We start from the raw sequence: 24,981 nt of genomic DNA, 5'->3' as shown, positions 1-24,981 counted from the left end.
GACCGCCCCCTACCGCCCTGTCGGCATGTCCTTGAACGGCACGTCCTTGTCGACCCGCACGTCACCCGGCAGACCCAGGACCCGTTCGGCGATGATGTTCTTGAGGATCTCGTCGGTGCCGCCGGCGATGCGCAGGCCCGGGGCCCACATCAGACTCTGCTGGAACGCCGCCTCGGCCGGGGCCTGGTCGGGATCGACCAGGATGCCGTACTGGTCCTCCATCTCGACGGCGGTGTTGGCCAGGTCCTGCAGCTGGTTGGCCGAGATGATCTTGCCGATCGAGCTTTCCGGCCCCGGCGTCTGGCCACGCGACAGGGCGGTCATGGTGCGGAAGCGGGTGAACTTCAGCCCCTCCGACTGGACGTACCAGTCGGCCAACTTCTCGCGGAACGCCTGGTCCTTCAGCGCCGGGCCGGTCGAGCCCGACAGCTGGCGGGCCAGCTTCATGATCTCACGATAGTTCGGGCCGGCCGAGCCGCCGACCGCCAGGCGCTCGTTCATCAGGGTGACGAGGGCCACCTTCCAGCCGTCGCCGACCTCGCCCAGGCGCTGGCTGTCCTTGACCCGCAGGTCGGTGAAATAGACCTCATTGAACTCGCGGCCGCCCGACATCTGGTGGATCGGCCGGCACTCGACGGCGGCGTCGCGCATGTCGATCCAGAACATCGTCAGGCCCTTGTGCTTGGGCACATCGGGATCGGTGCGGGTCAGCAGGATGCCGTAGTCGCAATAGTGGGCGCCGGTGGTCCAGACCTTCTGGCCGTTGATCACCCACTCGTCGCCGTCCTTGACCGCTCGCGTCCGCAGAGCCGCCACGTCCGAGCCGCCGGCCGGTTCCGAGAACAGCTGGCACCAGATCTCCTCGCCCTTCACGGCGGGCGAGACGAAGCGCTTCTTGGTGTCGCTATCGGCGAAGGCCATGACCGTGGGCACGCACATGCCCAGGCCGATCGTGAAGTAGCCGTAGCCGAGGCCGGCCTTGGTCTCTTCCTGGCCGAAGATCACCGACTGGATCGGCGTGCCGCCGCCCCCGCCGATGGCCGCGGGCCAGGTGATGCAGGCGTAGCCGGCGCCGGCCTTGGTCGCCTGCCAGTCCTTGGCGGCGGCCATGTGCTCGGGCGTGTTGGGCTTCAGCTCGCCGAACTTGGCGCGGTGAGCGGCGGCGTTCTCGGCGAGCCACGCGCGGGCCTTCTCGCGGTAGGCGGCTTCTTCGGGAGAGTCGTTGAAATCCATGGTCCTCGCGCTCCCTTACGCCGCGTTCTTCTGTTCGAGCTGGCTGACCAGCCGTTCCTTCCAGACCTTGGGCGCGCCGGCGACCAGGCTGAGCTGCCGCGAGCGGCGGTAATAGAGGTGGCAGTCGACGTCCCACGTGAAGCCCATGCCGCCGTGCACCTGGATGCTCTCCTTGCTGGCGAACCAGTAGGCCTCGGAGGCCGCGATCCGCGCCGCCGCCGCCGCGATCGGCAGTTCCGGGGCGTCGTCGTTCAGGGCCCAGGCGCCGTAATAGGCGTTCGAGCGGGCGACCTCGTTCCTGACGTACATATCGGCCAGCTTGTGCTTGATCGCCTGGTAGCCAGCGATGACCCGGCCGAAGGCGTAGCGGCCCAGGGCGTATTCCTTGGCCATCTCCAGGCAGCGGTCGGCGCCGCCCAGCTGTTCGAAGGCCAGCAGCACGGCGGCGCGATCGAGGATCGCCTGGACGATCTCGAAGCCCTGCCCGGCCTCGCCCAGCCGCTCGGCGACCGCGCCGTCGAAGGTCAGCTTGGCCACGCCGCGCGTGGGATCGAGGCTCTTCAGGGTCTCGCGCGCCACGCCCTTGCCGGTCAGGTCGACGAGATAGAGGCCCGGTCGGCCGCTCTCGCTGGCCAGCACCAGGGCGGTGTCGGCGACGTCGCCGTCGGTGACGGGGATCTTGGTCCCGAACAGCTTGCCGGCCTCGACCCGACAGGTCAGCGTCGAGGGCCCCACGACGCCCGGCCCTTCCGAGGTCGCCAGGCAGCCGATCATCTGGCCGGCGGCGATGCGCGGCAGGATGGCCGCCTTCTGGCCGTCGGCGCCATGGGCCAGGACGCCCTCGGCCAGGAAATAGACGGTGGAGGCGAACGGGATCGGCGCGACGACGCGGCCCAGTTCCTCGGCGATGGCGCACAGCTCGACGCGGCCCAGGCCCAGCCCACCATGTTCCTCGGGGATCGAGGCGCCCAGCCAGCCCTGCTCGGCCACGCCCTTCCACAGTTTCTCGTCGAACGAGCGGTCGGCGTTGTCCAGGACGCCGCGCACGACGGCGACGTCGCAATGGGCGGCGAGGAACTTGCGCGCCTCTTCCTTCAGGAACTTCTGGTCGTCCGAATAGTCGAAATCCACGAGCGTTCTCCCTGGGACCAGGCTCTTGCGGCCGATCTCGGGGAGCACACTGAACGACGTTCACGCGAAGGGAAAGATTGACCCGGCGTCAAGAATTTCAAGTTCTTGCGGGGCTGTCGCGCCTTACCCCACGGTATCCGGGACCGAAGCGTCGGACGGCTGGACCGTGTCCGCCTTCGCCTTGAAGTTCCCCTTCTTCCAGGCCAGCCACAGCACCAGGACCGCCGTCGCCGTACCGACCACCATGGCCGGTAGCGAGGCCTCGGGCCCGAAGGCGCCGCCGCTCAGAAACTCCGGCGCGCCGGGCTTGGGCTTGCTGACCAGCCAGCTCTCGACGACCGGGATGCCAGAGACCGAGGCGCCCCACACCCACCCCTGGGTGAAGTTCCAGGCCGCGTGGACGCCGATCGACATCCACAGCCGCCCGGTCAAGAGATAGAAGCCCGCCAGCATCAGGCCCGCCTCGATGGCGATGGCGGCGGCGGCGGTCGCGCTGGCGTTGGGATTGGCCAGATGCAATGCGCCGAACAACGCCGCCTGCAGGACCAGGGCCGGCCAGATCCCGAAGGCCCGCATCAGCAGGCGTAGGACGATGGCGCGCATCAGCAGCTCTTCCATCACGCCGGACTCGATGGCCATGGCGATTGTCCCCCAGGCCGAGGCCGGGCGCGGTCCGCTGATTTCATAGACGCCCAGCGCGTAGAGGCCGCCCACGACGACGCTGAGCATGGCCGCCCCGACCACAAGGCCGATGGCCAGATCCGCCGGCGCCTGGCGCGGGCTCAGTTCCTCGGGCCAGCGCCCTTCGGCCAGCCGCACGATCCCGGCGTAGAGACCCAGGCCCGCCGCGCAGATGACCGCGACCTCCAGGACTTCCAGCAGATGGCCGCCCTTGCTGAACAGAGGATTTCCCACCGTCTGGGCGCCGGCATAGACGATCGCGAACACGACGAAGAGCAGCACCATCCAGCCGCTGGCGCGCAACCAGCGCAGCGGCCCGGGATGCAGGAACCGCCGCCGCCCGACTTCCAGCCCAGCCTGATCTCGCGCCACGACGCCGCTCCTTCTGTTCAGACCGAGAAGCTCGCCATTGCTTTGGCCCGGTATGTCAATCGATGGCGAAAGGGTCGCGAACCTCGATGCTTCCAGGCGGTCGCGGATCACCACCACGCGACTTGCGCTTAACCTGAGGCACCCAAGGTTTCGCAGGTAATCTCATCGGTTGTACCGATGCACCTCATAGTTGAAGCCGCGCATAACCTCGCGGAATATTTACCTTACTGTATTACTTGTGTTGCTTCATGTTCGCCGAACGTGATTCGCTCAAAGCAATGACCAAGGCTCAGTTCAAGAAAAACCAGAGAGTCTGGGTGGACAGCGTCGGCGCGTGGGCGACCGTCGAACGCGTCGTTCCCGCCTGGACTGGAGGTTTATCCGAGCCCGTCCGCATCACCTACGACGTCGGCCTGGGCCGAATGTTCCACGCGGCCGAACTGACGATCGATCCCCGTGACGCCACCAACACGAGCGGCGAGGCCTGGCGCATCATACGCGATCGCAATAAGTGGCGCGGTCACGACGAGACGGTCCAGCATCCGGTCCCCGGCACGCATCCGGTGGTGACGACCGACCCGCAAGGCTGGGGCGGCTGGCGCGTACCTCGGGCGGAATATGACCGCGACCCCACGCGCATAGAGGCCCAGGCGCGCATGATCGCCGCCGCGCCCAGACTGCGAGCCCTGGCCCAGGAGCTGATCACCCTGGTCGCCGATGGGGCCAGGCCCGAGGCGCTGCGCGGTCTGGCGCGGCGCGCGGCGACCATCGAGCTGGAACTGCACGACATGCAGGAGGCCGCGGCGACGGTGGTCCCGCCCGTGGCCGAGGCGGAGAGCCCTGCCACGTCGCCGACCCTCAACGCCCCGTCGCTGACCGAGCGCATGGCCGCTCTCGAGCGCGAGTTGAAGCTGCGCGCGCCGGCGTTCTCGCGCGCCGATCCGGTCCCGTCGCGGACGGACCACGGACATCCGCCCAGCCCACCGGCCGCCAATTTCCTGCGCGGACGCCCCAAGTAATCGCGCTGGACGCTGGCGGAAGCCGCCTCGCGGCCTTAGCTAGGGATCATGCGCACCGACACGCCGCAGCCGATCCGGCTGGCTGACTATCGCCCCTTCCCGTTCGCCATCGAGACCACGCGGCTGGTCTTCGAGCTGCACCCGTCGCGGACGCGGGTGAAGGCCGAGCTGTCAGTGCGGCGAACGAGCGACACGCGCGAGGCGCTGGTGCTGAACGGCGAGCGGCTGAAGCTGCTGTCCGTCGCCATCGACGGCCAGGCGCTGAGCGCCAACCAGTACGCGATCGATCCCGAGCAGCTGACGATCCACGAGGTCCCCGACCAGTTCGTCCTGACCACCGAGGTCGAGATCGATCCGTCGTCGAACAAGGCGCTGATGGGTCTCTACATGTCCGGCGGGCGGTTCTGTACCCAGTGCGAGGCCGAGGGCTTCCGCACCATCACCTACTTCCCCGACCGGCCCGACGTGCTGTCCCGCTACAGCGTGCGCATCGAGGCCGACCGCAAGTTCACGCACCTGCTGAGCAACGGCAATCTGGTGGGTAGCGGCGCGCTGGACGACGACCGCTTCTTCGCCGAGTGGACGGACCCCTTCCCCAAGCCCTGCTACCTGTTCGCCCTGGTGGCCGGCCACCTAGATGTCCTGGCCGACAAGTTCATCACCATGAGCGGCCGCGAGGTCGCCCTGCGGGTCTTCGTCGACCCGGGCCAGGCGTCGCGCGCCGCCTACGCCCTGGACAGCCTGAAGCGGGCGATGAAGTGGGACGAGGACACCTTCGGCCGCGAATACGACCTCGACCTCTTCATGATCGTGGCCGTGCGCGACTTCAACTTCGGGGCCATGGAGAACAAGGGGCTGAACATCTTCAACAGCTCCCTGCTGCTGGCCGATCCCGAGACCGCCACCGACCTGGACTACGAGCGGATCGAGGCCGTGGTCGCCCACGAATACTTCCACAACTGGACCGGCAACCGCATCACCTGCCGCGACTGGTTCCAGCTGTGCCTGAAGGAAGGCTTCACCGTCTTCCGCGACCAGAGCTTCAGCGCCGACATGCGCGGCGAGGCGGTGCAGCGGATCAAGGAGGTTCGCGCCCTGCGCGCCCGGCAGTTCGCCGAGGACGCCGGTCCCCTGGCCCATCCGGTGCGGCCGTCCAGCTATCTGAAGATCGACAACTTCTACACCGCGACGATCTACGAGAAGGGCTCGGAGATCATCCGCATGCTCAAGACCATCCTGGGCGCCGAGGCGTTCCGGAAGGGCTGCGATCTCTACTTCCAGCGCCATGACGGCGAGGCGACCACGGTCGAGGCTTTCATCGCCTGTTTCGCCGAGGCCTCGGGCCGCGACCTCACCGACTTCTTCGGCTGGTACGAGCAGGCCGGCACGCCGGCGGTGACCCTGCAGACCGCCTACGACGAAGCGGCTCGGGCCCTGACCCTGACCCTGTCCCAGACCACCGCCCCGACGCCCGGCCAGCCCACCAAGCGCGCCCTGCCGATCCCGGTGGCGATCGGCCTGCTGTCGACCAGCGGCGAGGTCCTGCGCGACACCGAGGTGGTGCTGCTGGACGAGGCCACGGCCACCGTCCGTTGGGAGAACGTGGCCAGTGAACCGGTCGTCTCGGCGCTGCGCGGCTTCTCGGCCCCGGTGAACCTGACGACCGATGCGCGGCCGGCCGACCGCTACGTCCTGTTCGCTTCGGATCCCGACCTGTTCAACCGCTGGGAAGCCGGCCAGACGCTGGCGCGCGACCTGATCCTGGGCCGCGCGGGCGGCGCGCCGGACGAGGTCGGCGAGGAGCGCTACGCCGAGGCGCTGGGTCAGGCCCTGGTCGACGACGCCGCCGAGCCAGCCTTCAAGGCCCAGCTGCTGGCCCTGCCCTCCGAGCCCGATCTGGCCCTGATGTCAGAGCCCGCCGACCCGGCGGCCCTGCACGCGGCGCGAGACCACCTGCGCGCGCGCATCGCCGTGCATCTGGGCGACCTTCTGCGCCGCCTGCACGGCGATATGCAGAGCGACAACGAGTTCTCGGCCAGCGCCCAGGCCGCCGGCCGGCGCGCCCTCCGCAACGCCTGCGCCGAGGCCCTGTCCGCCGATCCGCACAACGACAACCTGATGCGTATCGTCGGCCACTACGAGGCCGCGCGAAACATGACCGACATGATCGGCGGCCTCTATCCGCTGGTGGCGATCGGCGGCGTCGCGCGCGACAAGGCGTTGGCCAATTTCCACTATGCCTGGCGGACCGAGCCGCTGGTGCTGGACAAGTGGTTCTCGGTGCAGGGCCGTGATCCGAATGAGGACGTCCTGGAGCGGGTGATGGCCCTGACCACCCATCCGGACTTCGAGCCGACCAATCCCAACCGTCTGCGGGCCCTGGTCTCGACCTTCGCCAACTTCAATCCGGCGCGGTTCCACGATCCCAGCGGCGCGGGCTACCGCTTCCTGACCGACCAGATCCTGGCCGTGGACGCCTTCAATCCGATGACCGCGGCGCGCATGATCGAGCCGCTGGGCGGCTGGCGGCGCTACAGGCCGGAGCTGGGCCAGCTGATGCGCGAGCAGCTCGAACGCATCGTCGCCCATCCGGAGCTGTCGAAGAACGTGCTGGAACTGGCGACCAAGGCCCTGGGCTGAATTCCAGTTTTCCATGAGTCGCGATCGCTGGGGTTGCGACCAATGGGCTCATAAGCACGGAATCCGCCTTTCCGGCGGTGACGCGGTCCCGGCCGGTAAGTTAGATTCACCATCTGGCGAAGTGACTCGCCCCAAGGCCCGTCTCTTGCTGGCCTCGGTTCAAAGGTCGGAGCGCGCCTGGCGCGCTTCGGGTGATCTCACGGGAGCCGGGCGTTTTGGACAAAGGCATGGCGAGACACGGGGGCCGGCGGCTGCCGGACCAGCCGCGCCCGCGGCCGTGCGCGCCAAGTCAGCCCGGGCGCCGTCCCAGGCGTTCGTCCGGATCGCCATCCTGTCCGCCCTGCTGCTGCTGGCCATCTACACCGCCTTCGGCGTCAGGCGTTTGCAGAGCGAGGTCTCGTCCAATCCCGGCGGCGCCTCGCTGGCGGCCAAGGCCGGGCTGATCGCCGGCCGTGTCGAGACCAATCTCGCCGCCCAGCGCGCCGGCCTGTCGGCCGCCGCCGACCTGCTCGCGCATGATCCGGGCGCGCCCGCGGACGCGGCCGAGATCGCGCTGCGCGCCGCCGGGGGCGAAGCCGCCGCCGTCGCCATCATCACCGGCTCTGGCGATATCGTGGCCGTGGCCGGCCGTGACGAGGCCGCCGACTGGAAAGCCGCCGCGCATGCCGCCGCCATCACGGGCCGCAACACCTGGACCGGCTCGGTCGGCCGCGCCGGCCGGCTCTATGTCGCCACCGCCGCCACCGTGGATCAGGTCCCCGCCTTCGTGATCGCCAGCGGCGACGCCTCGCGGCTGGTCGTGGATCCGGAAAAGGGCGACAGCGCCGCCCTGGCCCTGCCCGACGGCAAGCTGATCACCCTGCGCGGACGCGATATTCGCGGCGCGACCACCTTGCGCGAGGCCTTCGCCCTGCCCCCCGAGGCCCTGGGCCGCCGCGTCGCCGTTCGCGGCCGAGCCGTCGACGGGGCCCGCCTCGACATCGCCGTGCGCCCGGTGGCCGAAGGCGCCCTGCTGGTGGTGTCCGCCGCGCCGATGCGCTCGGCCGCGACGCTGGAGCGCCAGGTGATGCAAGGCGCCTTCAACATGATGGCCCCGCTGGCCATCGGCATCGCCCTGGCCCTGCTGCTGATGATCCAGAGCCGCAAGGTCGAGCACGCCCACCGCGAGTTCATTGACAGCGAACAGCGCTTCCGCCTGGCCGTCGAGGCCGCCCGCTGCGGCATCTGGGAATGGGATCTGAGCAGCGACCAGGTGTTTCTATCCGACGTCACCGGCGCGATGTTCGGCTGGAGCGGTGGCGGAGTCGTGTCGGGCCAGGACCTCCTGGAGCGCATCTCGGTCGATCACCGCGAACGGGTTCGCAACGCCCTGGCCAACGCGGCCATGTACGGCGCCTTCGACGTCTCGTTCCGCGTCCCCGCCGCCGAGCAAGGTGCGCGCTCCCTGTGGGTCGATGCGCGCGGTCAGGGTTTCGGCAGATCCGGCGCGGACGGCTTCGTCCGCATCATCGGCGTGGCCCTGGACGTCACCGAGGAGCGCATCGCCCAGGCCCGCGCCCAGGCCGCCGAGAACCGCCTGCGCGACGCCATCGAGAGCGTGTCGGAAGCCTTCGTGCTGTGGGACCGCCAAGGTCGCCTGCTGATGTGCAACCGCAACTACCGCAACGTCTTCTCGCTCGAGCCCCGGATCCTCAAGCCCGGCGCCGCCCGCGCCGAGGTCAACCGGTTCGCGGCCCGCGCCATCCGGCAGGAGCATCCCGCGCCCGACGGCGCCAAGGGCGTGCGCGAGGCCGAGCTGATGGACGGCCGCTGGATCCAGATCAGCGAGCGGCGCACGGCCGAGGGCGGCCTCGTTATGACCGCCGCCGACATCACGGCGATCAAGAACCAGGAAGAGGCTCGCCGCCTCAACGAGGAGCAACTGCAGAACGCCGTCGCCGGCCTGGAGCGCAGCCAGGAGCAGCTGGCCGAACTGGCCCGCAAGTACGAGACCGAAAAGGTCAAGGCCGAGGGCGCCAACCGGGCCAAGAGCGAGTTCCTGGCCAACATGTCCCACGAGCTGCGCACGCCGCTAAACGCCATCAATGGCTTCTCCGAGATCATGATGAACGAGATGTTCGGCGCGCTCGGCGACCCGCGCTACAAGGGCTACAGCCAGGACATCCACTCGTCGGGTCAGCACCTGCTGGCGCTGATCAACGACATCCTCGACATGTCGAAGATCGAGGCCGGCAAGATGAACCTCAAGTTCGAGCCGATGCACCTGGAGGACGTGGCCGAGGACGCCGTCCGCCTGATCCGCAACCGCGCCGAGGCCGCCGGCCTCGCGCTCAGCATCGAGTTCCCGCACCTGCCCGAGATCGAGGCCGACTACCGCGCGATCAAGCAGGTGCTACTGAACCTGCTGTCGAACGCCATCAAGTTCACACCCCGCGCCGGCAGCGTCACGATCCGCGCCGAGATCCGTCGCGACCCGTTCGGCGACATGGTCAAGGTGTCGGTCATCGACACCGGCATCGGCATCGCCAAGGAGGACCTGGCGCGCCTGGCCCGGCCGTTCGAACAGGTCGAGAGCCAGTTCTCCAAGACCACCCAGGGCACGGGCCTGGGCCTGGCCCTGACCAAGTCGCTGATCCACATGCACGACGGCGGTCTGGAAATGCACTCCCAGCCCGGCGAAGGCACCACGGTCACCTTCACCCTTCCCGTCCGCCAGAGCGACCAGAAGGCCACGCGCGACTTCGCGGCGGCCTGAGGCGCGCTAGGCGCAGTCACCGCACCGGTGGCGGCGACGCCAATTGGCGACATGCGCCCCGGCCAGGACGAGCCCGCCCAATATGGTCAGCGGTCGCTCCAGGTTTTCGCTGGGAAAGCCCAGCGCGCCCGCCGCCATCAACATCAGGCCGCCCGTCGCCGCCCAGGCCAGCGGCCACGAGCGCGGCCGTCGCGCGCGGAGATCGACGAACGCCAATGCGGCGACCGGCGCGGCGAGCGTGACGAACGCCACGTGCACCCATTCGGCCTGGGCCCACGCCCCCAGCGCCGGCAACAGCAGCGCCAGGGCGGGCAAGGCCAGGCAGTGCGCCAGACACAGACCGGAGAGGCCCACGGCGGAAAGATCGAGGGCCTTGGCCACGGACGGCGTCATGCGGTTCTCCAGTCGATGCGTTATAATATAACATCAGCTAGGCGCGCGCCGACGCCGCCGCAAGACCGACACCCATGGGATTTTACGAGACCGCCGAGGATCGACGCTGCATCGGCGATGTCGGCGCCATTCTAAATTTTCGGAAATATTACTTGTGTTTCATAGACTTAATTCGACGTCATGAAGCACTCGTAACGGGTGTTCCTCGCCAGCCAAGTCTACACCCTCGCTCAACGGATCGCCTCGGGCGGCCACACAAGAGAGGGACAAGATCATGAGCAAGACCGTCAACCGCATCGCCGCCATCGCCGCCCTGGCCCTGGCCGCCACCCCGATCATCGGCCTGACCGCCGCCCATGCTGGCGAACGCGCTCAGCCGGTGGCCCGCATCGCCGTCGGCGATCTGCGCCTGGCCCAGCCGGCCGACGCCCGCGAGTTCGTCCGTCGGGTCGATGTCGCGGCGCATCGCGTCTGCTCGGACCGCGGTCTGCGCGGTCTGTCGGCCCGCGCCTGCCGCATGGACTTCGCCGAGGATCTGAAGGACGCCATGACCGAGCAGCAGGCCGCCGACCTGCGGGTCGCCCAGCGCGCCGGCGCCAACATCGCCCTGGCGGCGAACTAAAGAGGGGCCGAACCCCTGCGCATCCACGCCGCGACCGCCCAGGCATGGGCGTCGTGGCGCAGGGCGACCACCGCGTCGCGCGGGTCCAGCCAGACCAGCGCATGGTCGTCCTCGACCTTGAGGCCGGGCGTCTCGCCCGTGACCTTCACGACATAGATCCCACCGAAGTTCCGGACCGGCTCGCCGTCGGACTTCAGGAAGTGCTGGGACACCGTCTCGATCAGGGACCCGGCCTCGACCACCAGGCCGGTCTCCTCGCCGAACTCGCGGGCGACGGCTTCCCGTTCCGTTTCGTCACCGTCCACCGCCCCGCCGGGCAGGTCGAAATACGGCGCCTTTCCAGGCTTGATGACCTGAGCCAGGGCGATCTTGCCCTGCCCATTCTCGGCCACCCCGAACGCGGCGCGGCGATCGCGATAGACCAGCCCTTCGACGGGCGTCCCGAACGCCAGCATCAGCAACCTCAGTCCTTGCCGTAGAGGTCGAACCACGGGTCGGCCTTGCCGGCCTCGACGTCCGCCACGCTGATCTCGGGACGATAGCCGATCTTGCCGTTGGCGCTTTCGCGCCAGGCGTCGGTGACCAGGTCGCGCAGCGCCGCGGCTCCGGCCGCGATGCGGGCCTGGACGAAGGCCTTGGCGCGCGGGTCGGTCTCGACCATGCCGCCGGCCTTTTCCAGCTGGTACAGCGGCTCGGTCTGCTTCCAGGTGTCGGTCAGATAGCCGACGACCCGGGTCTCGATCGAGCATTCGCAGGCCTTGTAGGCCGGCACCAGCGCCTTGACCGACGCCTCGTCGCCCAGCGCCTTGGCCAGCGGCCCCTCGAACTGGAAGTGGATCGAGCGCGAATTGGTGTAGCCGTTGGGGTTGGGATAGTCGCCCCAGCCGTTGTAGTGCACCGACAGGTGCAGCGGCTGGCTGCCGTCGCCGACATAGTGGGCCCAGACGCCCAGGTCGCGCAGCAGCAGGGCCTCGCGGCGCGTCAGGTCGGCCTTGTAGTAGGCCAGCTTGGTGGCGTCTTTCTCGGTCTTCACCACCGCCTTCAGGATGCGCCAGTAGGTGAAGTCCTTCACCAGCTGCTGATAGCCGTCGATGATCGAATACGGCAGGTAGCCCGCCTTCCAGCTGTCGACGCCGGCGGGCTGCAGGGCCTTTTCATAGTCGGCGCGGGTCGGCGGCAGGGTGGCGACGGTGAAGGCCGGCCCGCCGAACATCTTTCCCTGATCGTCGATGTCCAGGAAGTGGGCGCTGTCGCGGTCGGTGTCGTGGATCTTGCCTGCGCCTTTCCAGCGATCCGGCTCGCGGGCGTACTCGCCGATCGCCGCGATGGCTTCGGGCGTACGCAGGAAGGCCGGCACGTCGGACGGCAAGCTCTGGGCGCCGACCACGCCGACGACGCGGTGGCCCGCGGCGCCCCAGGCGAAGGCCGAAGCGGCCGGCGCCGACAGCGCGGCGGCGAGGGCGAGGACTTTCAGGCTGGTCGACAGACGCAAGGAAGAACTCCAAGGGATCGGATAATGCCGAGCGCGGTCTCCATCCGCCCTACCCAGTCCGTCACGGCCGGATACTGCGAAAGGTCGAACCCGCCCTCGTGCGCCACGCGGGTGTAAGCCACCAGGGCGATGTCCGCCAGGGTCAGCCGCTCACCGACCAGAAAGGGCGTTTGTTGCAGCTGTGTTTCCAGGCGCGCCAAGGCGGCGTCGCCCCGTTCTATCAGTCGCGCTTCCAGGCTCTCGCGCGCCTTGCCCAGATAGGCGACCTGGAAGCGGACGACCGCCACATAGGGCTCGTGGCTATACTGCTCCCAGAACAGCCACTCGAACATCTTGGCCCGCTTGTAGGCGTCGACAGGGACCAGCGCCGAGCCTTCGGCCAGGTGCAGCATGATGGCGTTGGACTGCGACAGCGGCCGGCCGTCCTCCAGGATCGCCAGCGGAACCTGACCCGCCGGATTCAGGGCCATGAACTCTGGCGTTCGCGTCTCGGCCTTCAAGACGCTGGTCTCGATCCATTCGAAGGGCAGATGCAGACGCTCTGCCGTCCACTTCACCTTCAGGCAGTTGCCCGAAATCGAGTCGCCGTAGATGCGCAGCGTCATGATGGGTTCCCTCCGTGAAGCTTCCTAATCGGAAAAAAGTGAGTCTTTACAGCGCAGTTTCAAGCCTCTGAATCCTTGCCGTTTTTTCGCGCAACGAGCGAGCTTGGCCGGGTGTGGACCAGCCCCTGGGGTTGTCACAGAGCCGTGATGGGGCTAACCAGACGCCGCCCGACAGACAACGCCGATAAGAGGTCCCCCTCGATGCGACGCCAACTCGCCGGAATTTTGGCCACCGCGGTCATCTCCGCATTCGCCATTCCCGCCCTCGCCAATGCCGCCACCGGTGCGGACTCCGCGCCCGCCTCGGCCACGCGCGTCGATCCCCTGGGCGACCTGATCACCTCGGCTCTGACCGGCGCCCTGCCCGGTTCGGTCGACTTCAAGATGCGGGCGACGATGTATCACGCCGGCGCCAAGGGCATCCGCGCGTTCGACTCGCTGGGCTGCAAGGTCGCGGCCATGCGCACCGTCGCGGTCGATCCCAAGGTGATCCCGCGCCGCACCGTCATCTTCATCAAGGAAACCGTCGGCCTGCCGATGCCCGACGGCGGCAAGCACGACGGCTACTGGTACGCTTCCGACATCGGCGGCGCGATCAAGGGCCTGAAACTCGACCTGTTCAGCGGCTTCGGCGCCGCCTCGATGAAGGCCCTGGGCAGCGTGGATCTGTCCAACCTGTCGGTCAGCACCGTCGGTGAATTCAAGGGCTGCCCGCCGCAGTAGCACGCGGCTCGATCCCAAATCCGCTCATCCCCGGCAAAGCGGGACCCAAGCTGACTTTCGGCTTGTGGCGCGGGCTGGAAATCCCCTCCAAACTCGGCTTGGATCCTCGCTTTCGCGGGGATGAGCGGTTGAGGGGGCATATGCGCAAACTATCGATGGCCTTGGTTTCGGTCGCTGTACTGACGGCCGCCGCCGCGCCCGCCCGCGCCGATGACCTCTCCCGCCTTCAGGCCCGCGCGGCCGCCGTCTCGATCACCCGCGACGACTGGGGCATCGCCCATATCCACGGCAAGACCGACGCCGACGCGGTGTTCGGCATGGCCTACGCCCAGGCCGAGGACGACTTCAACCGCGTCGAAACCAACTTCATGACCGCGCTGGGCCGGACGGCCGAGGCGGAGGGCGAGACGGCGATCTGGGCCGACCTGCGCCAGAAGCTGTTCATCGACCCCGCCGTGCTGAAGGCCGACTACGCCAAGTCCCCGCCCTGGCTGAAGGCGCTGATGAACGGCTGGGCCGACGGGCTGAACTTCTACCTGGCGACCCATCCGGACGTGAAGCCGAAGGTCATCAAGCGCTTCGAGCCCTGGATGGCGCTGAGCTTTTCGGAAGGCAGCATCGGCGGCGACATCGAGCGCGTGGCCCTGACCCAGCTGGAAGCCTTCTACGGCCAGCGACAACTGGCCATGACCGCCGACGAGAAGGGCCTGCTGTTCAAGGAGCCCACGGGCTCGAACGGCTTCGCCATCGCGCCGAAGCTGACGCTGGACGGCCACGCCCTGCTGCTGATCAACCCGCACACCAGCTTCTTCTTCCGGTCGGAGATGCAGGTCTCCAGCGACCAGGGCCTGAACGCCTATGGCGCCACGACCTGGGGCCAGTTCTTCATCTACCAGGGCTTCAACGCCAAGGCCGGCTGGATGCACACCTCCAGCGGCGTCGACGTGGTCGACGAGTTCGCCGAGACCATCGTCGAAAAGAACGGCCAGCGGTTCTACAAGTACGGCAAGGAACTGCGCCCGCTGAAGAGCGAGGTGATCGCCGTCCCCTACCGCGCCGCCGACGGAACGATGGCCACGAGGCGCTTCACCGTCTTCAAGACCCACCACGGCCCGATCGTCCGCGAAGAGGACGGCAAGTGGATCAGCATCGCCTTGATGAACAAGCCGGTCGCGGCCCTGCAGCAGTCGTTCCTGCGCACCAAGGCGACCGACTACGCGTCGTTCATGAAGGTGGCGCAGCTGAAGGCCAATTCGTCGAACAACACCCTGTTCGCCGACAGCAAGGGCGAGATCGCCTATCTGCACCCGCAATTCATCCCGGTGCGCGACGACCGCTTCGACTACACCAAGCCGGTCGACGGCTCGGACCCGGCCACCGACTGGAAGGGCCTGACCTCGCTGGACAAGGTCCCGCGCGTGCTGAACCCTCCGAACGGTTGGGTCTTCAACACCAACAACTGGCCCTACACGGCCGCCGGCCCCTATAGCCCAAAGAAGGCCGACTATCCGAAGTACATGGACACCTTCGGTGAGAACCCGCGCGGCCTCCATGCCGACCTGGTGCTGAAGGACGCGAAGAACCTCACCCTGGGCGGGCTGATCGACAAGGCCTACGACCCGTACCTGACCGCCTTCGCCCGGCTGATCCCGACCCTGGAGGCAGCCTATGCCGCCACGCCCGACGGCGATCCAACGAAGGCCAAGGTCGCCGAGCAGGTCGCGGCGCTCGGCGCCTGGGACCGCAAGTGGTCGGCGCGCTCGACGGAGACGTCCCTGGCCGTGTTCTGGGGCGAGGCGATGTGGGCCAAGGCCGCGCCGGCGGCCAAGGCGCAAGGGCTCAACACCTACGACTACATGGCCGACACGCTGACACCCGCCGAGAAGCTGGCGGCCCTGGCCGAGGCCTCCGACCGCCTGACGGCCGACTTCGGATCGTGGAAGACGCCGTGGGGCCAGATCAACCGCTTCCAGCGCAACGACGGATCGATCGTCCAGAGGTTCGACGACGCCAAGCCCAGCATCCCGGTGCCGTTCACCTCGGCGCAATGGGGCTCGCTGGCCTCGTTCGGGGCCAAGCGCTGGCCGGGGACCAAGAAGTACTATGGCACGCTGGGCAACAGCTTCGTCGCGGTCGTCGAGTTCGGCGACAAGGTCCGGGCTCGCGCCGTCTCGGCCGGCGGCGAAAGCGGCGATCCGACCTCGCCGCACTTCAACGATCAGGCCCAGCGCTACGCGATCGGCAACCTGCGCGACGTCTACTTCTATCCCGAGGACCTGAAGAAGCACGCCGTGAAGACCTATCGTCCCGGGCAGTAGGCATGGATCTGATTAGCCTTCCCGTGTCGCCCTTCGCGGCGCGCGTCCGCATCGCGATCCGCGCCAAGGGGCTGCCGATCGACGTGGTCCCGCCACCGGCGGGCTGTGGAAGAGCTGCTGACCGGCGTTGCGATGCTCGAGGGTGTGGTGCAGGGACCGCGATATGCTCTGGGCCACCAGCTCACGATCGCCGATTGCGCCCTGGCGCCCGCCCTCTTCGCCGTCGGCGTGACGGCCGAGCGTCTTGGGATGGACCTGATCGAACCCGCCTCGCCTCTCGACGACTATGCCCACCTTTCACGCCAAGACCCCTCGGTGGGACGCGTGATCGACGAGATGGAGCAAGGCCTGCGCCATCTGGTCCAGGTCAGCTAGGGACAGGCGTCATCCCGCGCGGGGCAGGAGGCGGGATGACGCCCGGCGCCCGCCTCAGAAGCGGATCACGGCCCCAAGGTTCAGGCGCGTCTCGGTCCCGTCCAGCTTGACCTTGTCGCCGCTCGAGAAGGCCGCGACCTTGTCGTCATACTTCACCCGCAGCACCTCACCGCGAAGCGACATGTTCGGCGTCAGCTTCTGCTCGTAGCCCAGGCCGTAGACCAGGCCCTTCTCGGTGACCTTCTTCTTGGCGCCCAGGATCGAGGTCTCGACCTTGCGGCGCTCCAGCCCGACCTTGCCGTACAGCAGGCCATCGTCGGCCACGACCAGACCGGCGCGGGCGGCCAGGCCGTAGCGCAGGCCCGGATCGACCGTCACCTTGTTGCCGGCCAGGCTACGCGAGGCTTTGCCGCCGCCCGCCCCCAGGCTGGCCTCGGCGCCCACGTAGAAGTCGTCGCCGACCACCGCGCCATAGCCCAGGAAGCCGCCGTAATCGAAGCCGGTCTTGTCGGCCTTGCCCGAGACGGGCGCGCCGGTCTTCGGGGTGAGTTCCAGCTTGGTCTTGGGCTTGGCGTAGCCGACTTCGGCGCCGCCGTAGAAACCGGTGAAGCTGCTGGCGTCGGTCGACTGGGCCATGGCCGGGGCGGCGAGCGCCGAGCCCAGCAGGGCGGCGGCGATGAGCGTGGTTTTCTTCGACATAAGAGAGACTCCATCCTTCGTTGACGACCGCCGACTGGGATCACCGGCTTGGATGCAGCCTTGGTGACGGCGGGCCGTGGAGGGCCTGCGCGGGAAGTGTGGAGATCGTGTGGGCCCAACCTTAAGAGTATTTCATTTGCCAGAACGCCGATCGTCCAGCCTTGCGTAGGCTCGCGAGGCCTTCGCCGGGCCTCCGCGAAACCTCGACAGTCCCGGGCCAGGATCGCCCGCCCTCATCGCCGCTCACGCCTCAGGACGAAAGAATGGAAAATGCGCTGATCTGCGTGGTCGAGGATGACCCCGACATCGCTCGCATCCTGCAGACCTATCTGGAGCGCGAGCGTCTGCGGGTGATCTGCGCCGCCGACGGCGAGACGGCCTTGCAGCAGCACCGCAGCCTGAACCCCGACCTGCTGCTGCTGGACGTCAACATCCCCAAGAAGGACGGCTTCGCCGTGCTGGCCGAAGTGCGGCGGCGCGGCGACACGCCGGTGATCTTCACCACCGCCATGGCCGAGGACATCGACCGCCTGACCGGCCTGCGGATGGGCGCCGACGATTATGTGGTCAAGCCGTTCAACCCCGCCGAGGTCGTCGCCCGGGTCAAGGCCGTGCTGCGCCGGACCAGCGGCGCGGCGCGGGCGGGCGTGCTGCGCCACGGCCCGATCGAGGCGGACCTGTCGGCGCACCTGGCGCGCGTGATCGATCCCGAGGTCGGCCCCGCGCCCCTGAACCTGACGCTCAGCGAGTTCCGCATCCTGGTGCGGTTCCTGAACGCCCCGATGCGCGTGTTGAGCCGCGCCGAGATCCTGGACGCCTGCCTGCCCGACAATGACGCCCTGGAGCGCACCGTCGACAGCCATGTCAGCAATCTACGGCGCAAGCTGGAGGGGGCCGGCGCGATCGGCTTCGTCGTCAACGTGCGCGGCGTGGGCTATCGCCTGGCGGCCGGCGCGTGAAGGCCGCCCCCACCCTCGCTCGTCGCCTGAGCGTCTCCATCGCGTGGATGCTGGCCGGCGCGGTCGCCTTCATCGCCACCGCCTCGTCCGGCATCGACAAGCTGATCGAGCTGGAGATCAAGAGCCGCATCCCCGCGCGCCTGGTCCACGCTATCGACCAGCTGGACCGCAACGAGGTCCCGTCCAACGCCGACATGCTGGCGCTGCTCAAGACCATGTCGCACGAGCAGATGCGGGCCGTGGTGCTCAGCTATGCCGGCGTGGCGCTGCTGTCGCTGATCGTCATCATCGTCTACGTCTGGCTGGCTCGTCGCCTCGGCGCGCGCTTCGCCGCGCCCATCATCGCCGTGGCCGACGGGGCCAAGAAGATCGGCGCCGGAGACTTCGGCCACCGCATCGTCCCCCCGCCCAAGCTGACCCGCGAGTTGCAGGGCCTCGTCGACGGCTTCAACGCCCAGGCCGAGGCGCTGGAGCGATCCGAGCGGCGCATGCGCTTCCAGACCGCCTCGATCGCCCACGAGTTGCGCACGCCGCTGACGGTGCTGAGCGGCTACATACAAGGCGCGCTCGACGGCGTCTTCCCGCGCGACGACGCCCACATGCGGGCCCTGCTCACCCAGGTCAACGACCTGTCGCGGATCATCGACGACCTGCGCACGGTCAGTCTCGCCTCGACCGGCGCCCTGGCCCTGGAGGTCGCCGACTGCGACCTGGCCGGGGAGACCGCGTCGGTGCTGCACGCCCTGGCGTCGGGCTTCGCGGCGGCTGGCATGAGGCTGGAGATGGAGCTGGCCCCAGCCCTGGTTCGCGCCGACCCGGCCCGCGTCCGGCAGATGCTGCGGGCTGTACTGGAGAACGCCCGTCGCTACGCCGCCGAGGGCGGCCGGCTCACCGTTCGCACCTTTGTTCAGGACGACGAGTGCGTCCTGCGGATCGAGGATCGTGGCCCCGGCTTCCCGGCCGACCATCGCGCCTTCGAGGGCTTCTGGCGCGCGGACCTGTCCCGCACGCGGGCCACGGGCGGATCGGGCCTGGGCCTGTCGGTGGTCAAGGCGCTGGCCGACGCGCACGGCGGCGAGGTCAGCATCAGCAACCGTCGCAACGGCGGGGCGCGCATCGAAATCCGGTTCTTCGCGCGGGACGAGGCCGTGCGCCTCGCCGTTCCGCGCCTGGCCAAACTCTCGGCCTAGATATCTCCGCCGACGTTCGACGCCACGCCGGGAGCCCGCGCGACGTGGATGCCGCACTCGGTCTTTTCCTGGCCCTGCCAGCGACCCGAGCGGCCGTCGTCCGACGGCTGGGTGCAGGGCCAGCAGCCAATCGAGGCGTAGCCCTGGGCTACCAGCGGGTGAGCCGGCAGCTGGTGCTCGGCGACATAGGCGTCCAGCTCGGCCTTGCCCCAATTGGCCAGCGGGTTGAACTTGATCTTGCCCTCGGCCTCCTCGACCACCGGCAGGCTCAGGCGATCGCCGCCGTGGAAGCGCTTGCGGCCGGTGATCCAGCCGTCGAAGCCGCTCAGGGCGCGGTCCAGCGGCAGCACCTTGCGGATGTTGCAGCAGCCGTCGACGCTGGTGCGCCACAGGTCGGAGTTCGGGTCCTGGGTCGCCAGGTCCGTGAAGGCCGGGCGCAGGTCGCGCACGTCGGTCAGGGCGAAGCGAGAGGCCAGGGTCTTGCGGTAGTCCAGCGTCTGGCCGAACAGCATGCCGGTGTCCAGGAACAACACCGGAATGCTGGGCGACACCTGCGAGACCAGGTGCAGCAGCACGGCCGACTCCGCGCCGAATGACGAGACCAGGGCCAGCTTGTCGCCGAACTGCGCATAGGCCGCGCGCAAGATGGTCAGCGGATGGGCGTCGCGAAGCTCGGCGTCGAGCCGCGCCGCCAAGCCCGGAACCGTGGCGCTGGTCTGGTCGTAGGCCATCAGGAGGCCCTTTCCTCGAACGCGACCACGCGGTCGTCCGCGGCGCGCTGATAGACGTGGCGGAAGCGGCTGGCGGCCTTGGTCCAGGCCTCGGGCGTTGCGCCGTCATTCGGCTCGAAGGCGTCGAAGCCACAGCGGACCATGAAGCCGGCCTGCTCCTGCAGGACGTCGCCCACCGCGCGGATCTGGCCTTCGTACTTGAACCGCTCGCGCAGCAGGCGGGCCGAGGTGTAGGCCCGGCCATCGCGGTACTTCGGGAAGGCCAGGGCCACCACCGCGATGCGCGGCAGGTCATAGGCCAGGACCTCGACCTCCTGGTCGGACTCGATGCGCACGCCCACCCGGCGGCTGTTCGACGACAGCAGGGCGTCACCCTCGGCCTCGAAGCGGGTAAGGGACAGGATCACGTCGCCCGTTTCCGGGATGGCGTCCTCGTCGATGACATGGACGAAGGCGTCGTCGGCCCAGCGGGCCTCGCCGTCAGCCAGCTCAATCAGCTTGGGCATAGACAGCCTCCTTGAAGGGCTCGAGGCCGACGCGGCGATAGGTGTCGAGGAAGCGCTCGCCGTCGGCGCGGACGGTCAGATAGGCGCCGACCAGTTGGTCGACGGCGGTGGCGACCTTGTCGGCCGGCAGCGCGGGACCCAGGATCTTGCCGATCGAGGCGTCTTCCGCGCCCGAACCACCCAGCGACAGCTGGTAGAATTCCTCGCCCTTCTTATCGACGCCCAGGACACCGATGTGGGCCACGTGGTGGTGACCGCAGGCGTTGATGCAGCCGCTGATCTTGATCTTCAGCTCCCCGACCTCTTCGGCGCGATCGGGATCAGCGAACTGGCGAGCGATGTCCTGGGCGATCGGGATGGCGCGCGCATTCGCAAGAGCGCAGTAGTCCAGGCCCGGGCAGGCGATGATGTCGCTGATCAGGTCGATGTTCGGCGTAGCAAGGCCCGCCGCCTGCAGGGCCGCGAACACGGTCGGCAGATCGTCCAGCTTGACGTGCGGCAGGACCAGGTTCTGGGCGTGGGTGACGCGCAGGTCGTTGAAGCCGAAGCGCTCGGCCAGATCCGCGGCGACCTCCAGCTGCTCGGCCGTGGCGTCGCCCGGCGTCTGCTCCTGGGCCTTCAGCGAGATCTCGACGATCGCATAGCCCGGCTGCTTGTGGGCGCGGACGTTGTTGCGGACGAAGCGGGCGAACGCGCTGTCATTGGCCTTGGCCAGCTCGAACGCTTCGGAGCGGGCCGGCAGGGTCTCGAACGGGGTCTTGGCGAACGACGCGCGGATGCGGGCCAGCTCGGCGACGGGCAGGTCGGCGCGGGCGGCGTCGATCTTGCTCCACTCTTCCTCGACCTGCTTGGCGAACTCCTCGGCGCCGAGAGCCGCGACCAGGATCTTGATGCGAGCCTTGTAGATGTTGTCGCGGCGACCGTGGCGATTGTAGACGCGCAGGACGGCTTCCAGATAGCTCAGCAGACGGTCGGTCGGCAGGAACTGCTTGATGGTCGGGCCGACATAGGGCGTGCGCCCCTGGCCGCCGCCGACGATCACCTCGAAGCCATGCGTCCCGTCGCGGCCCTGGCGCAGCAAGAGGCCGATGTCGTGCACCTTGGCCGCCGTGCGATCCTTGGCCGAGGCGGTGATGGCGATCTTGAACTTGCGCGGCAGGAACGAGAATTCCGGGTGCAGGGTCGACCACTGGCGGATCACTTCCGACCACACGCGCGGATCGTCGATCTCCTCGGCCGTCGCGCCGGCATAGGGGTCGGAGGTGGTGTTGCGGATGCAGTTACCGCTGGTCTGGATGGCGTGCAGGTCCACCTCGGCCAGCTTGTCCAGGATGTCCGGCGCGTCCTTCAGCTTGATCCAGTTGAACTGGATGTTCTGGCGCGTGGTGAAGTGGCCGTAGCCCTTGTCGTAGTCGCGGGCGATCTCGGCGAGACGGCGGACCTGGGTGGGATTCAGCGAGCCGTACGGCACGGCGATCCGCAGCATGTAGGCGTGCAGCTGCAGATAGAGACCATTCATCAGCCGCAGCGGCTTGAACTGGTCCTCGGTCAGCTCGCCGGACAGGCGCCGGGCGACCTGTCCCCGAAACTCGTTCGAGCGGTCGACGAGGAATTCTTTGTCGATGACGTCGTACTGGTACATGGCTCTGCGCCCTACTTGCGGCGGATCAGGTCGACGCGGCCGGTCGAGCGCGCCGCGCCCGAGGCGTGGCGCAAGGCCTCGACGACGTCGCCGCCCTCGGCCTGCTTGCCGTGGGTGGGTTCATTGGTGGGGCCAAGGGCCCGGATGCGTTCACGATAGCTGACCGGGGCCCAGTGGCCGTCGGCGGGGGTCAGGTCGATCGGATAGACGTCGACCACCACGGTCGGCTGGCTCTTGCCCGTGGCGACGGCGGCCTCGACGTCGGCGGCCTCGGCCTCGTCGAACAGCTGCGCGTCCCCAAAGCGCTCGACCCACTGGCCGGACTTCCAGAACACGACGTCGCCATCGAGCAGGCGATTGGCGGTGATGGCTTTCATGAGCGCGAACTCCGCTCGAGGGACATGGACGAAAGATCTTCGGCGACGACCGGCGTGACGTCGGCCAGCGACATGGATTCGCCGACCATCAGCAGCGCCGGCCCCTTAACGTCCTGCGCGGCGCGCGCCAAGCCCGCCAGGGTGGTGAGCACGCGGCGCTCGTCGGCGCGGCTGGCGTTCTCTACGATCAGGGCCGGGGTCGAGCCCGCGCGGCCGGCCGCCGTCAGGCGCTCGGCGATCAGGCCGGCGGTCGAGACGCCCATATAGACGACGACGGTCTGGTTCGGACGCGCCAGGGCGGTCCAGTCGAGATCCGGGTCGCCGTGGGCGGCGTGGCCGGTGACGAAGGTCACGGCCTGGGCCGCGCCACGATGGGTCAGGGGCGCGCCGGCGCCGGCGCTGGCGGCCAGGGCGGCGGTGACGCCCGGCACGACGTGGCACGCGACCCCCGCCGCGCGGCAGGCCAGCAGCTCTTCGCCGCCGCGGCCGAACAGGAACGGGTCGCCACCCTTCAGGCGCACCACGTTGAGGCCATCCAGGGCCAGGGCCACGATCAGCTGGTTGATATCGTCCTGCGGCAGGGTGTGGCGCGACTTGCGCTTGGCCACGTTGATCCGGCGCGCGCGGCTGGGCGCCAGGTCCAGGATCTCGTCGGAGACCAGGCCGTCATGCACCACGACATCGGCGCCGCGCAGGGCGTTGAAGGCCCGAAAGGTCAGCAGGTCCGGATCGCCTGGGCCCGCCCCGACCAGCCATACCGCGCCCAGGGCGCGCTTGGCCCGCGTCCCGCCGACGACGACGAGACCGGGCTTGCGGCCGAACTTGCTGGGCGGCGCCTTGCGAGGGGCCATCGGCGATCAGGTCCTCTAAAAGCGCGAAGCGACGTCCCCGCCGCCGCGCGACCCTGAAGTTTATCAACGCAATACGGGGCGGCTCTCGCGAACCACCCCGCTAGCGTAAGCTGACGAAAAGGGCCAATCCGTCAGCCAACGCTTGCAAACTCGGCGCTGGCGGTCCAATTCGCAAACAAGGACTTCTGCCGGGGCGTTCAGTAAAACTCATGGAAAGACCGAACGAGCGCCGTCGCCTGCCGCCCTTGAACGCCCTTCGCGCCTTCGAGGCCGCCGCGCGGCACCTGAACTTCAGCCGCGCCGCCGACGAGCTGTCGGTGACGCCCGGCGCCGTCAGCCAGCAGATCCAGAACCTCGAGGACTATGTTGGCGCGGCTCTGTTCAAGCGCACGCCCAAGGGCCTCCTGCTGACCGACGCGGCCCAGACCGCCCTGCCCGCTCTGCGCGAGGCCTTCGACCGGCTGGCCGAGGCCGCGTCCCTACTGACTGCCGCCGTCGACGGCCGCCGCCTGACCCTGACCGCCGCTCCCTCGTTCGCCGCCAAGTGGCTGGTGCCGCGCCTGGGCAAGTTCGAGCAGGCCCATCCTCAGGTCGACGTCTGGCTGTCGGCCGGCATGGAGGTCGTGGACTTCGCCACCGGCGAGGTCGACATGGCTATCCGCTACGGCTCGGGCCGCTATCCGGGGCTGGAAGTCATCCGCCTGATGCACGAGACCGTCGTGCCCGTCGCCAGCCCCGAACTGCTGGAAGCCAACGCCCTGGAACGCCCCGAGGACCTGGCCCACCACATCCTGCTGCACGACGGCTCGCCCGACGCCGACGACAGCTGCCCTGACTGGGCGATGTGGCTGGCGGCGCGCGGCATCAAGGGCGTCGACGGCGCCCGGGGGCCGCGCTTCAACCAGTCCAGCCTGGTCATCGAGGCCGCCGCCAACGGGCGCGGCATCGCCCTGGCCAAGCGCACCCTGGCCCAGGCCGACCTCGATTCCGGCCGCCTCGTGATCCCGTTCGAGGCCTCCACGGCGGTCGACTTCGCCTATTACGTCGTCCACCCCAAGGCCAAGGGCCGCCTGCCCCAGGTGAAAGCCTTCGTGAACTGGCTCAAGGCCGAGGCCGACGCCCACGAGGCGGCGCTTCAGACCCTGGACAACGGCGCCGGAATTTAAGCCTGGCGGCTCTGGTTTTGGCGCGCGGAACCGGCTTAAAGGGACCCATGAAAACGACGACTCTCACGGTCGACGAGCGGCTCGCTCCCGTCGACTGCCAGACCATGGTCGATGTGCGCCGGGGCGTTGACGCCCTGGACCGGGCCCTGGTCCAGTTGCTGACCGAGCGTCAGGGCTACATGGACGCCGCCGCCCGCATCAAGGCCGACCGCTCCAAGGTGTTCGACCGCGCGCGGATCGAGGACGTGGTCGACAAGGTCAAGGCCGCCGCGCGCGCTTCGGGTCTCTCGGAAGCCATCGCCGAACCGGTCTGGCGCACGCTGATCGACCGCTGCATCGCGTACGAGTACGACAGCTGGGACAAGACCAAGGGGTAAGCCCGTCCATCTCCCCTCGCGGGAGAGGGTGGCCCGCGAAGCGGTTCTGGTGAGGGGTCGCACGGCGCCGCCGAGCGCCCCTTACCGTCAGCTACGCTGACACCTCCTCCCACAAGGGGAGAAG

General features: G+C 68.6%; 24 protein-coding genes and 1 pseudogene. 12 read left to right on the top strand and 13 right to left on the bottom strand.

What is annotated here, in order from left to right; translation table 11 throughout:
* Positions 1-9: 9 nt before the first annotated feature.
* From MZV50_RS08635 to MZV50_RS08625, 3 genes are all read right to left on the bottom strand, one after another.
* Complete coding sequence (locus tag MZV50_RS08635) at positions 10-1,233, bottom strand: acyl-CoA dehydrogenase family protein (RefSeq protein WP_252633998.1); 1,224 nt, start codon at positions 1,231-1,233, stop codon at positions 10-12.
* 15 nt (positions 1,234-1,248) lie between these two features.
* Complete coding sequence (locus MZV50_RS08630) at positions 1,249-2,364, bottom strand: acyl-CoA dehydrogenase family protein (RefSeq protein WP_252633997.1); 1,116 nt, start codon at positions 2,362-2,364, stop codon at positions 1,249-1,251.
* 123 nt (positions 2,365-2,487) lie between these two features.
* A complete protein-coding gene (locus MZV50_RS08625) occupies positions 2,488-3,417 on the bottom strand; it encodes a CPBP family intramembrane glutamic endopeptidase (RefSeq protein ID WP_252633996.1) in 930 nt (309 codons plus the stop codon).
* A gap of 317 nt (positions 3,418-3,734) precedes the next feature.
* Between MZV50_RS08625 and MZV50_RS26560 the strand changes: the two genes are divergently transcribed.
* From MZV50_RS26560 to pleC, 3 genes are all read left to right on the top strand, one after another.
* Complete coding sequence (locus tag MZV50_RS26560) at positions 3,735-4,436, top strand: hypothetical protein (RefSeq protein WP_354668928.1); 702 nt, start codon at positions 3,735-3,737, stop codon at positions 4,434-4,436.
* Between the two features lie 48 nt (positions 4,437-4,484).
* Positions 4,485-7,076 carry an aminopeptidase N gene (pepN, locus tag MZV50_RS08615; RefSeq protein WP_252633995.1) on the top strand — a complete coding sequence of 864 codons (2,592 nt, stop codon included), beginning with the start codon at positions 4,485-4,487 and terminating at the stop codon, positions 7,074-7,076.
* Positions 7,077-7,353: 277 nt separating this feature from the next.
* On the top strand, positions 7,354-9,831 hold the full coding sequence (gene pleC / locus MZV50_RS08610; RefSeq protein ID WP_252633994.1) for a cell cycle histidine kinase PleC: 2,478 nt from the start codon (positions 7,354-7,356) through the stop codon (positions 9,829-9,831).
* 6 nt (positions 9,832-9,837) lie between these two features.
* On the opposite strand, the gene MZV50_RS08605 is transcribed toward pleC, so the two are convergent.
* Entirely contained in the window at positions 9,838-10,224 is a 387-nt protein-coding gene (locus tag MZV50_RS08605) for a MerC domain-containing protein (protein WP_252633993.1), read from the bottom strand.
* 274 nt (positions 10,225-10,498) lie between these two features.
* On the opposite strand from MZV50_RS08605, the gene MZV50_RS08600 reads away from it, so the two are divergent.
* Positions 10,499-10,846: a UrcA family protein gene (locus MZV50_RS08600; RefSeq protein ID WP_252633992.1), complete on the top strand. Its 348-nt coding sequence runs from the start codon at positions 10,499-10,501 to the stop codon at positions 10,844-10,846.
* Here MZV50_RS08600 and MZV50_RS08595 read toward each other — a convergent pair.
* The 3 genes from MZV50_RS08595 to MZV50_RS08585 are packed head-to-tail and all read right to left on the bottom strand — an operon-like array spanning position 10,843 to position 12,943.
* A complete protein-coding gene (locus MZV50_RS08595; protein ID WP_252633991.1) occupies positions 10,843-11,301 on the bottom strand; it encodes an NUDIX domain-containing protein in 459 nt (152 codons plus the stop codon). The genes MZV50_RS08600 and MZV50_RS08595 overlap by 4 nt on opposite strands.
* 8 nt (positions 11,302-11,309) lie before the next feature.
* A complete protein-coding gene (locus MZV50_RS08590; protein ID WP_252633990.1) occupies positions 11,310-12,338 on the bottom strand; it encodes a S1/P1 Nuclease in 1,029 nt (342 codons plus the stop codon).
* Positions 12,317-12,943, bottom strand: coding sequence for a glutathione S-transferase family protein (locus MZV50_RS08585; protein ID WP_252633989.1), 627 nt, complete (start codon positions 12,941-12,943; stop codon positions 12,317-12,319). Before MZV50_RS08585 ends, MZV50_RS08590 begins: the two co-directional genes overlap by 22 nt.
* A 201-nt stretch (positions 12,944-13,144) precedes the next feature.
* Between MZV50_RS08585 and MZV50_RS08580 the strand changes: the two genes are divergently transcribed.
* From MZV50_RS08580 to MZV50_RS08570, 4 genes and pseudogenes are all read left to right on the top strand, one after another.
* Positions 13,145-13,666, top strand: a complete 522-nt coding sequence (locus MZV50_RS08580; protein WP_252633988.1) for a 3D domain-containing protein — start codon at positions 13,145-13,147, stop codon at positions 13,664-13,666.
* A gap of 155 nt (positions 13,667-13,821) precedes the next feature.
* Positions 13,822-15,984, top strand: coding sequence for an acylase (locus tag MZV50_RS08575; RefSeq protein ID WP_436792225.1), 2,163 nt, complete (start codon positions 13,822-13,824; stop codon positions 15,982-15,984).
* A gap of 2 nt (positions 15,985-15,986) precedes the next feature.
* Positions 15,987-16,073, top strand: a pseudogene (locus MZV50_RS26555) (glutathione S-transferase N-terminal domain-containing protein); the annotation flags it as partial.
* A 16-nt stretch (positions 16,074-16,089) separates the two neighbouring features.
* Entirely contained in the window at positions 16,090-16,359 is a 270-nt protein-coding gene (locus MZV50_RS08570) for a glutathione S-transferase family protein (protein ID WP_289781908.1), read from the top strand.
* Positions 16,360-16,413: 54 nt separating this feature from the next.
* Here MZV50_RS08570 and MZV50_RS08565 read toward each other — a convergent pair whose 3' ends face one another.
* Complete coding sequence (locus tag MZV50_RS08565) at positions 16,414-17,058, bottom strand: outer membrane protein (RefSeq protein WP_252633985.1); 645 nt, start codon at positions 17,056-17,058, stop codon at positions 16,414-16,416.
* 263 nt (positions 17,059-17,321) lie between these two features.
* On the opposite strand from MZV50_RS08565, the gene MZV50_RS08560 reads away from it, so the two are divergent.
* Together MZV50_RS08560 and MZV50_RS08555 are read left to right on the top strand one after the other, a co-directional pair.
* Positions 17,322-18,017, top strand: a complete 696-nt coding sequence (locus MZV50_RS08560; RefSeq protein ID WP_252633984.1) for a response regulator — start codon at positions 17,322-17,324, stop codon at positions 18,015-18,017.
* Positions 18,014-19,207, top strand: coding sequence for an ATP-binding protein (locus MZV50_RS08555; protein ID WP_252633983.1), 1,194 nt, complete (start codon positions 18,014-18,016; stop codon positions 19,205-19,207). The genes MZV50_RS08560 and MZV50_RS08555 overlap by 4 nt, the downstream gene beginning before the upstream one ends.
* Here the strand turns inward: MZV50_RS08555 and MZV50_RS08550 are convergent.
* From MZV50_RS08550 to cobA, 5 genes are read right to left on the bottom strand one after another with little or no spacing between them, the layout of a single operon-like run.
* A complete protein-coding gene (locus MZV50_RS08550) occupies positions 19,204-19,938 on the bottom strand; it encodes a phosphoadenylyl-sulfate reductase (RefSeq protein WP_252633982.1) in 735 nt (244 codons plus the stop codon). The two genes, MZV50_RS08555 and MZV50_RS08550, sit on opposite strands and share 4 nt — an antisense overlap.
* Positions 19,938-20,444, bottom strand: coding sequence for a DUF934 domain-containing protein (locus tag MZV50_RS08545; RefSeq protein WP_252633981.1), 507 nt, complete (start codon positions 20,442-20,444; stop codon positions 19,938-19,940). The genes MZV50_RS08550 and MZV50_RS08545 overlap by 1 nt, the downstream gene beginning before the upstream one ends.
* Positions 20,428-22,086: a nitrite/sulfite reductase gene (locus MZV50_RS08540; RefSeq protein WP_252633980.1), complete on the bottom strand. Its 1,659-nt coding sequence runs from the start codon at positions 22,084-22,086 to the stop codon at positions 20,428-20,430. Before MZV50_RS08540 ends, MZV50_RS08545 begins: the two co-directional genes overlap by 17 nt.
* A gap of 11 nt (positions 22,087-22,097) precedes the next feature.
* Complete coding sequence (locus MZV50_RS08535) at positions 22,098-22,463, bottom strand: DUF2849 domain-containing protein (RefSeq protein WP_252633979.1); 366 nt, start codon at positions 22,461-22,463, stop codon at positions 22,098-22,100.
* Positions 22,460-23,314 (bottom strand): uroporphyrinogen-III C-methyltransferase, encoded by an 855-nt coding sequence (cobA, locus tag MZV50_RS08530; protein ID WP_252633978.1) that lies wholly within the window; start codon positions 23,312-23,314, stop codon positions 22,460-22,462. Before cobA ends, MZV50_RS08535 begins: the two co-directional genes overlap by 4 nt.
* Positions 23,315-23,523: 209 nt before the next feature.
* On the opposite strand from cobA, the gene gcvA reads away from it, so the two are divergent.
* A complete protein-coding gene (gene gcvA / locus MZV50_RS08525; RefSeq protein WP_252633977.1) occupies positions 23,524-24,480 on the top strand; it encodes a transcriptional regulator GcvA in 957 nt (318 codons plus the stop codon).
* A gap of 47 nt (positions 24,481-24,527) precedes the next feature.
* Entirely contained in the window at positions 24,528-24,857 is a 330-nt protein-coding gene (locus tag MZV50_RS08520) for a chorismate mutase (RefSeq protein WP_252633976.1), read from the top strand.
* The last annotated feature ends 124 nt before the right edge of the window (positions 24,858-24,981 follow it).

This window comes from Caulobacter segnis (assembly GCF_023935105.1).
In the GTDB taxonomy this organism is placed as follows: Bacteria; Pseudomonadota; Alphaproteobacteria; order Caulobacterales; family Caulobacteraceae; genus Caulobacter; species Caulobacter segnis_B.
This window is presented reverse-complemented; position numbering and strand designations above follow the sequence as displayed.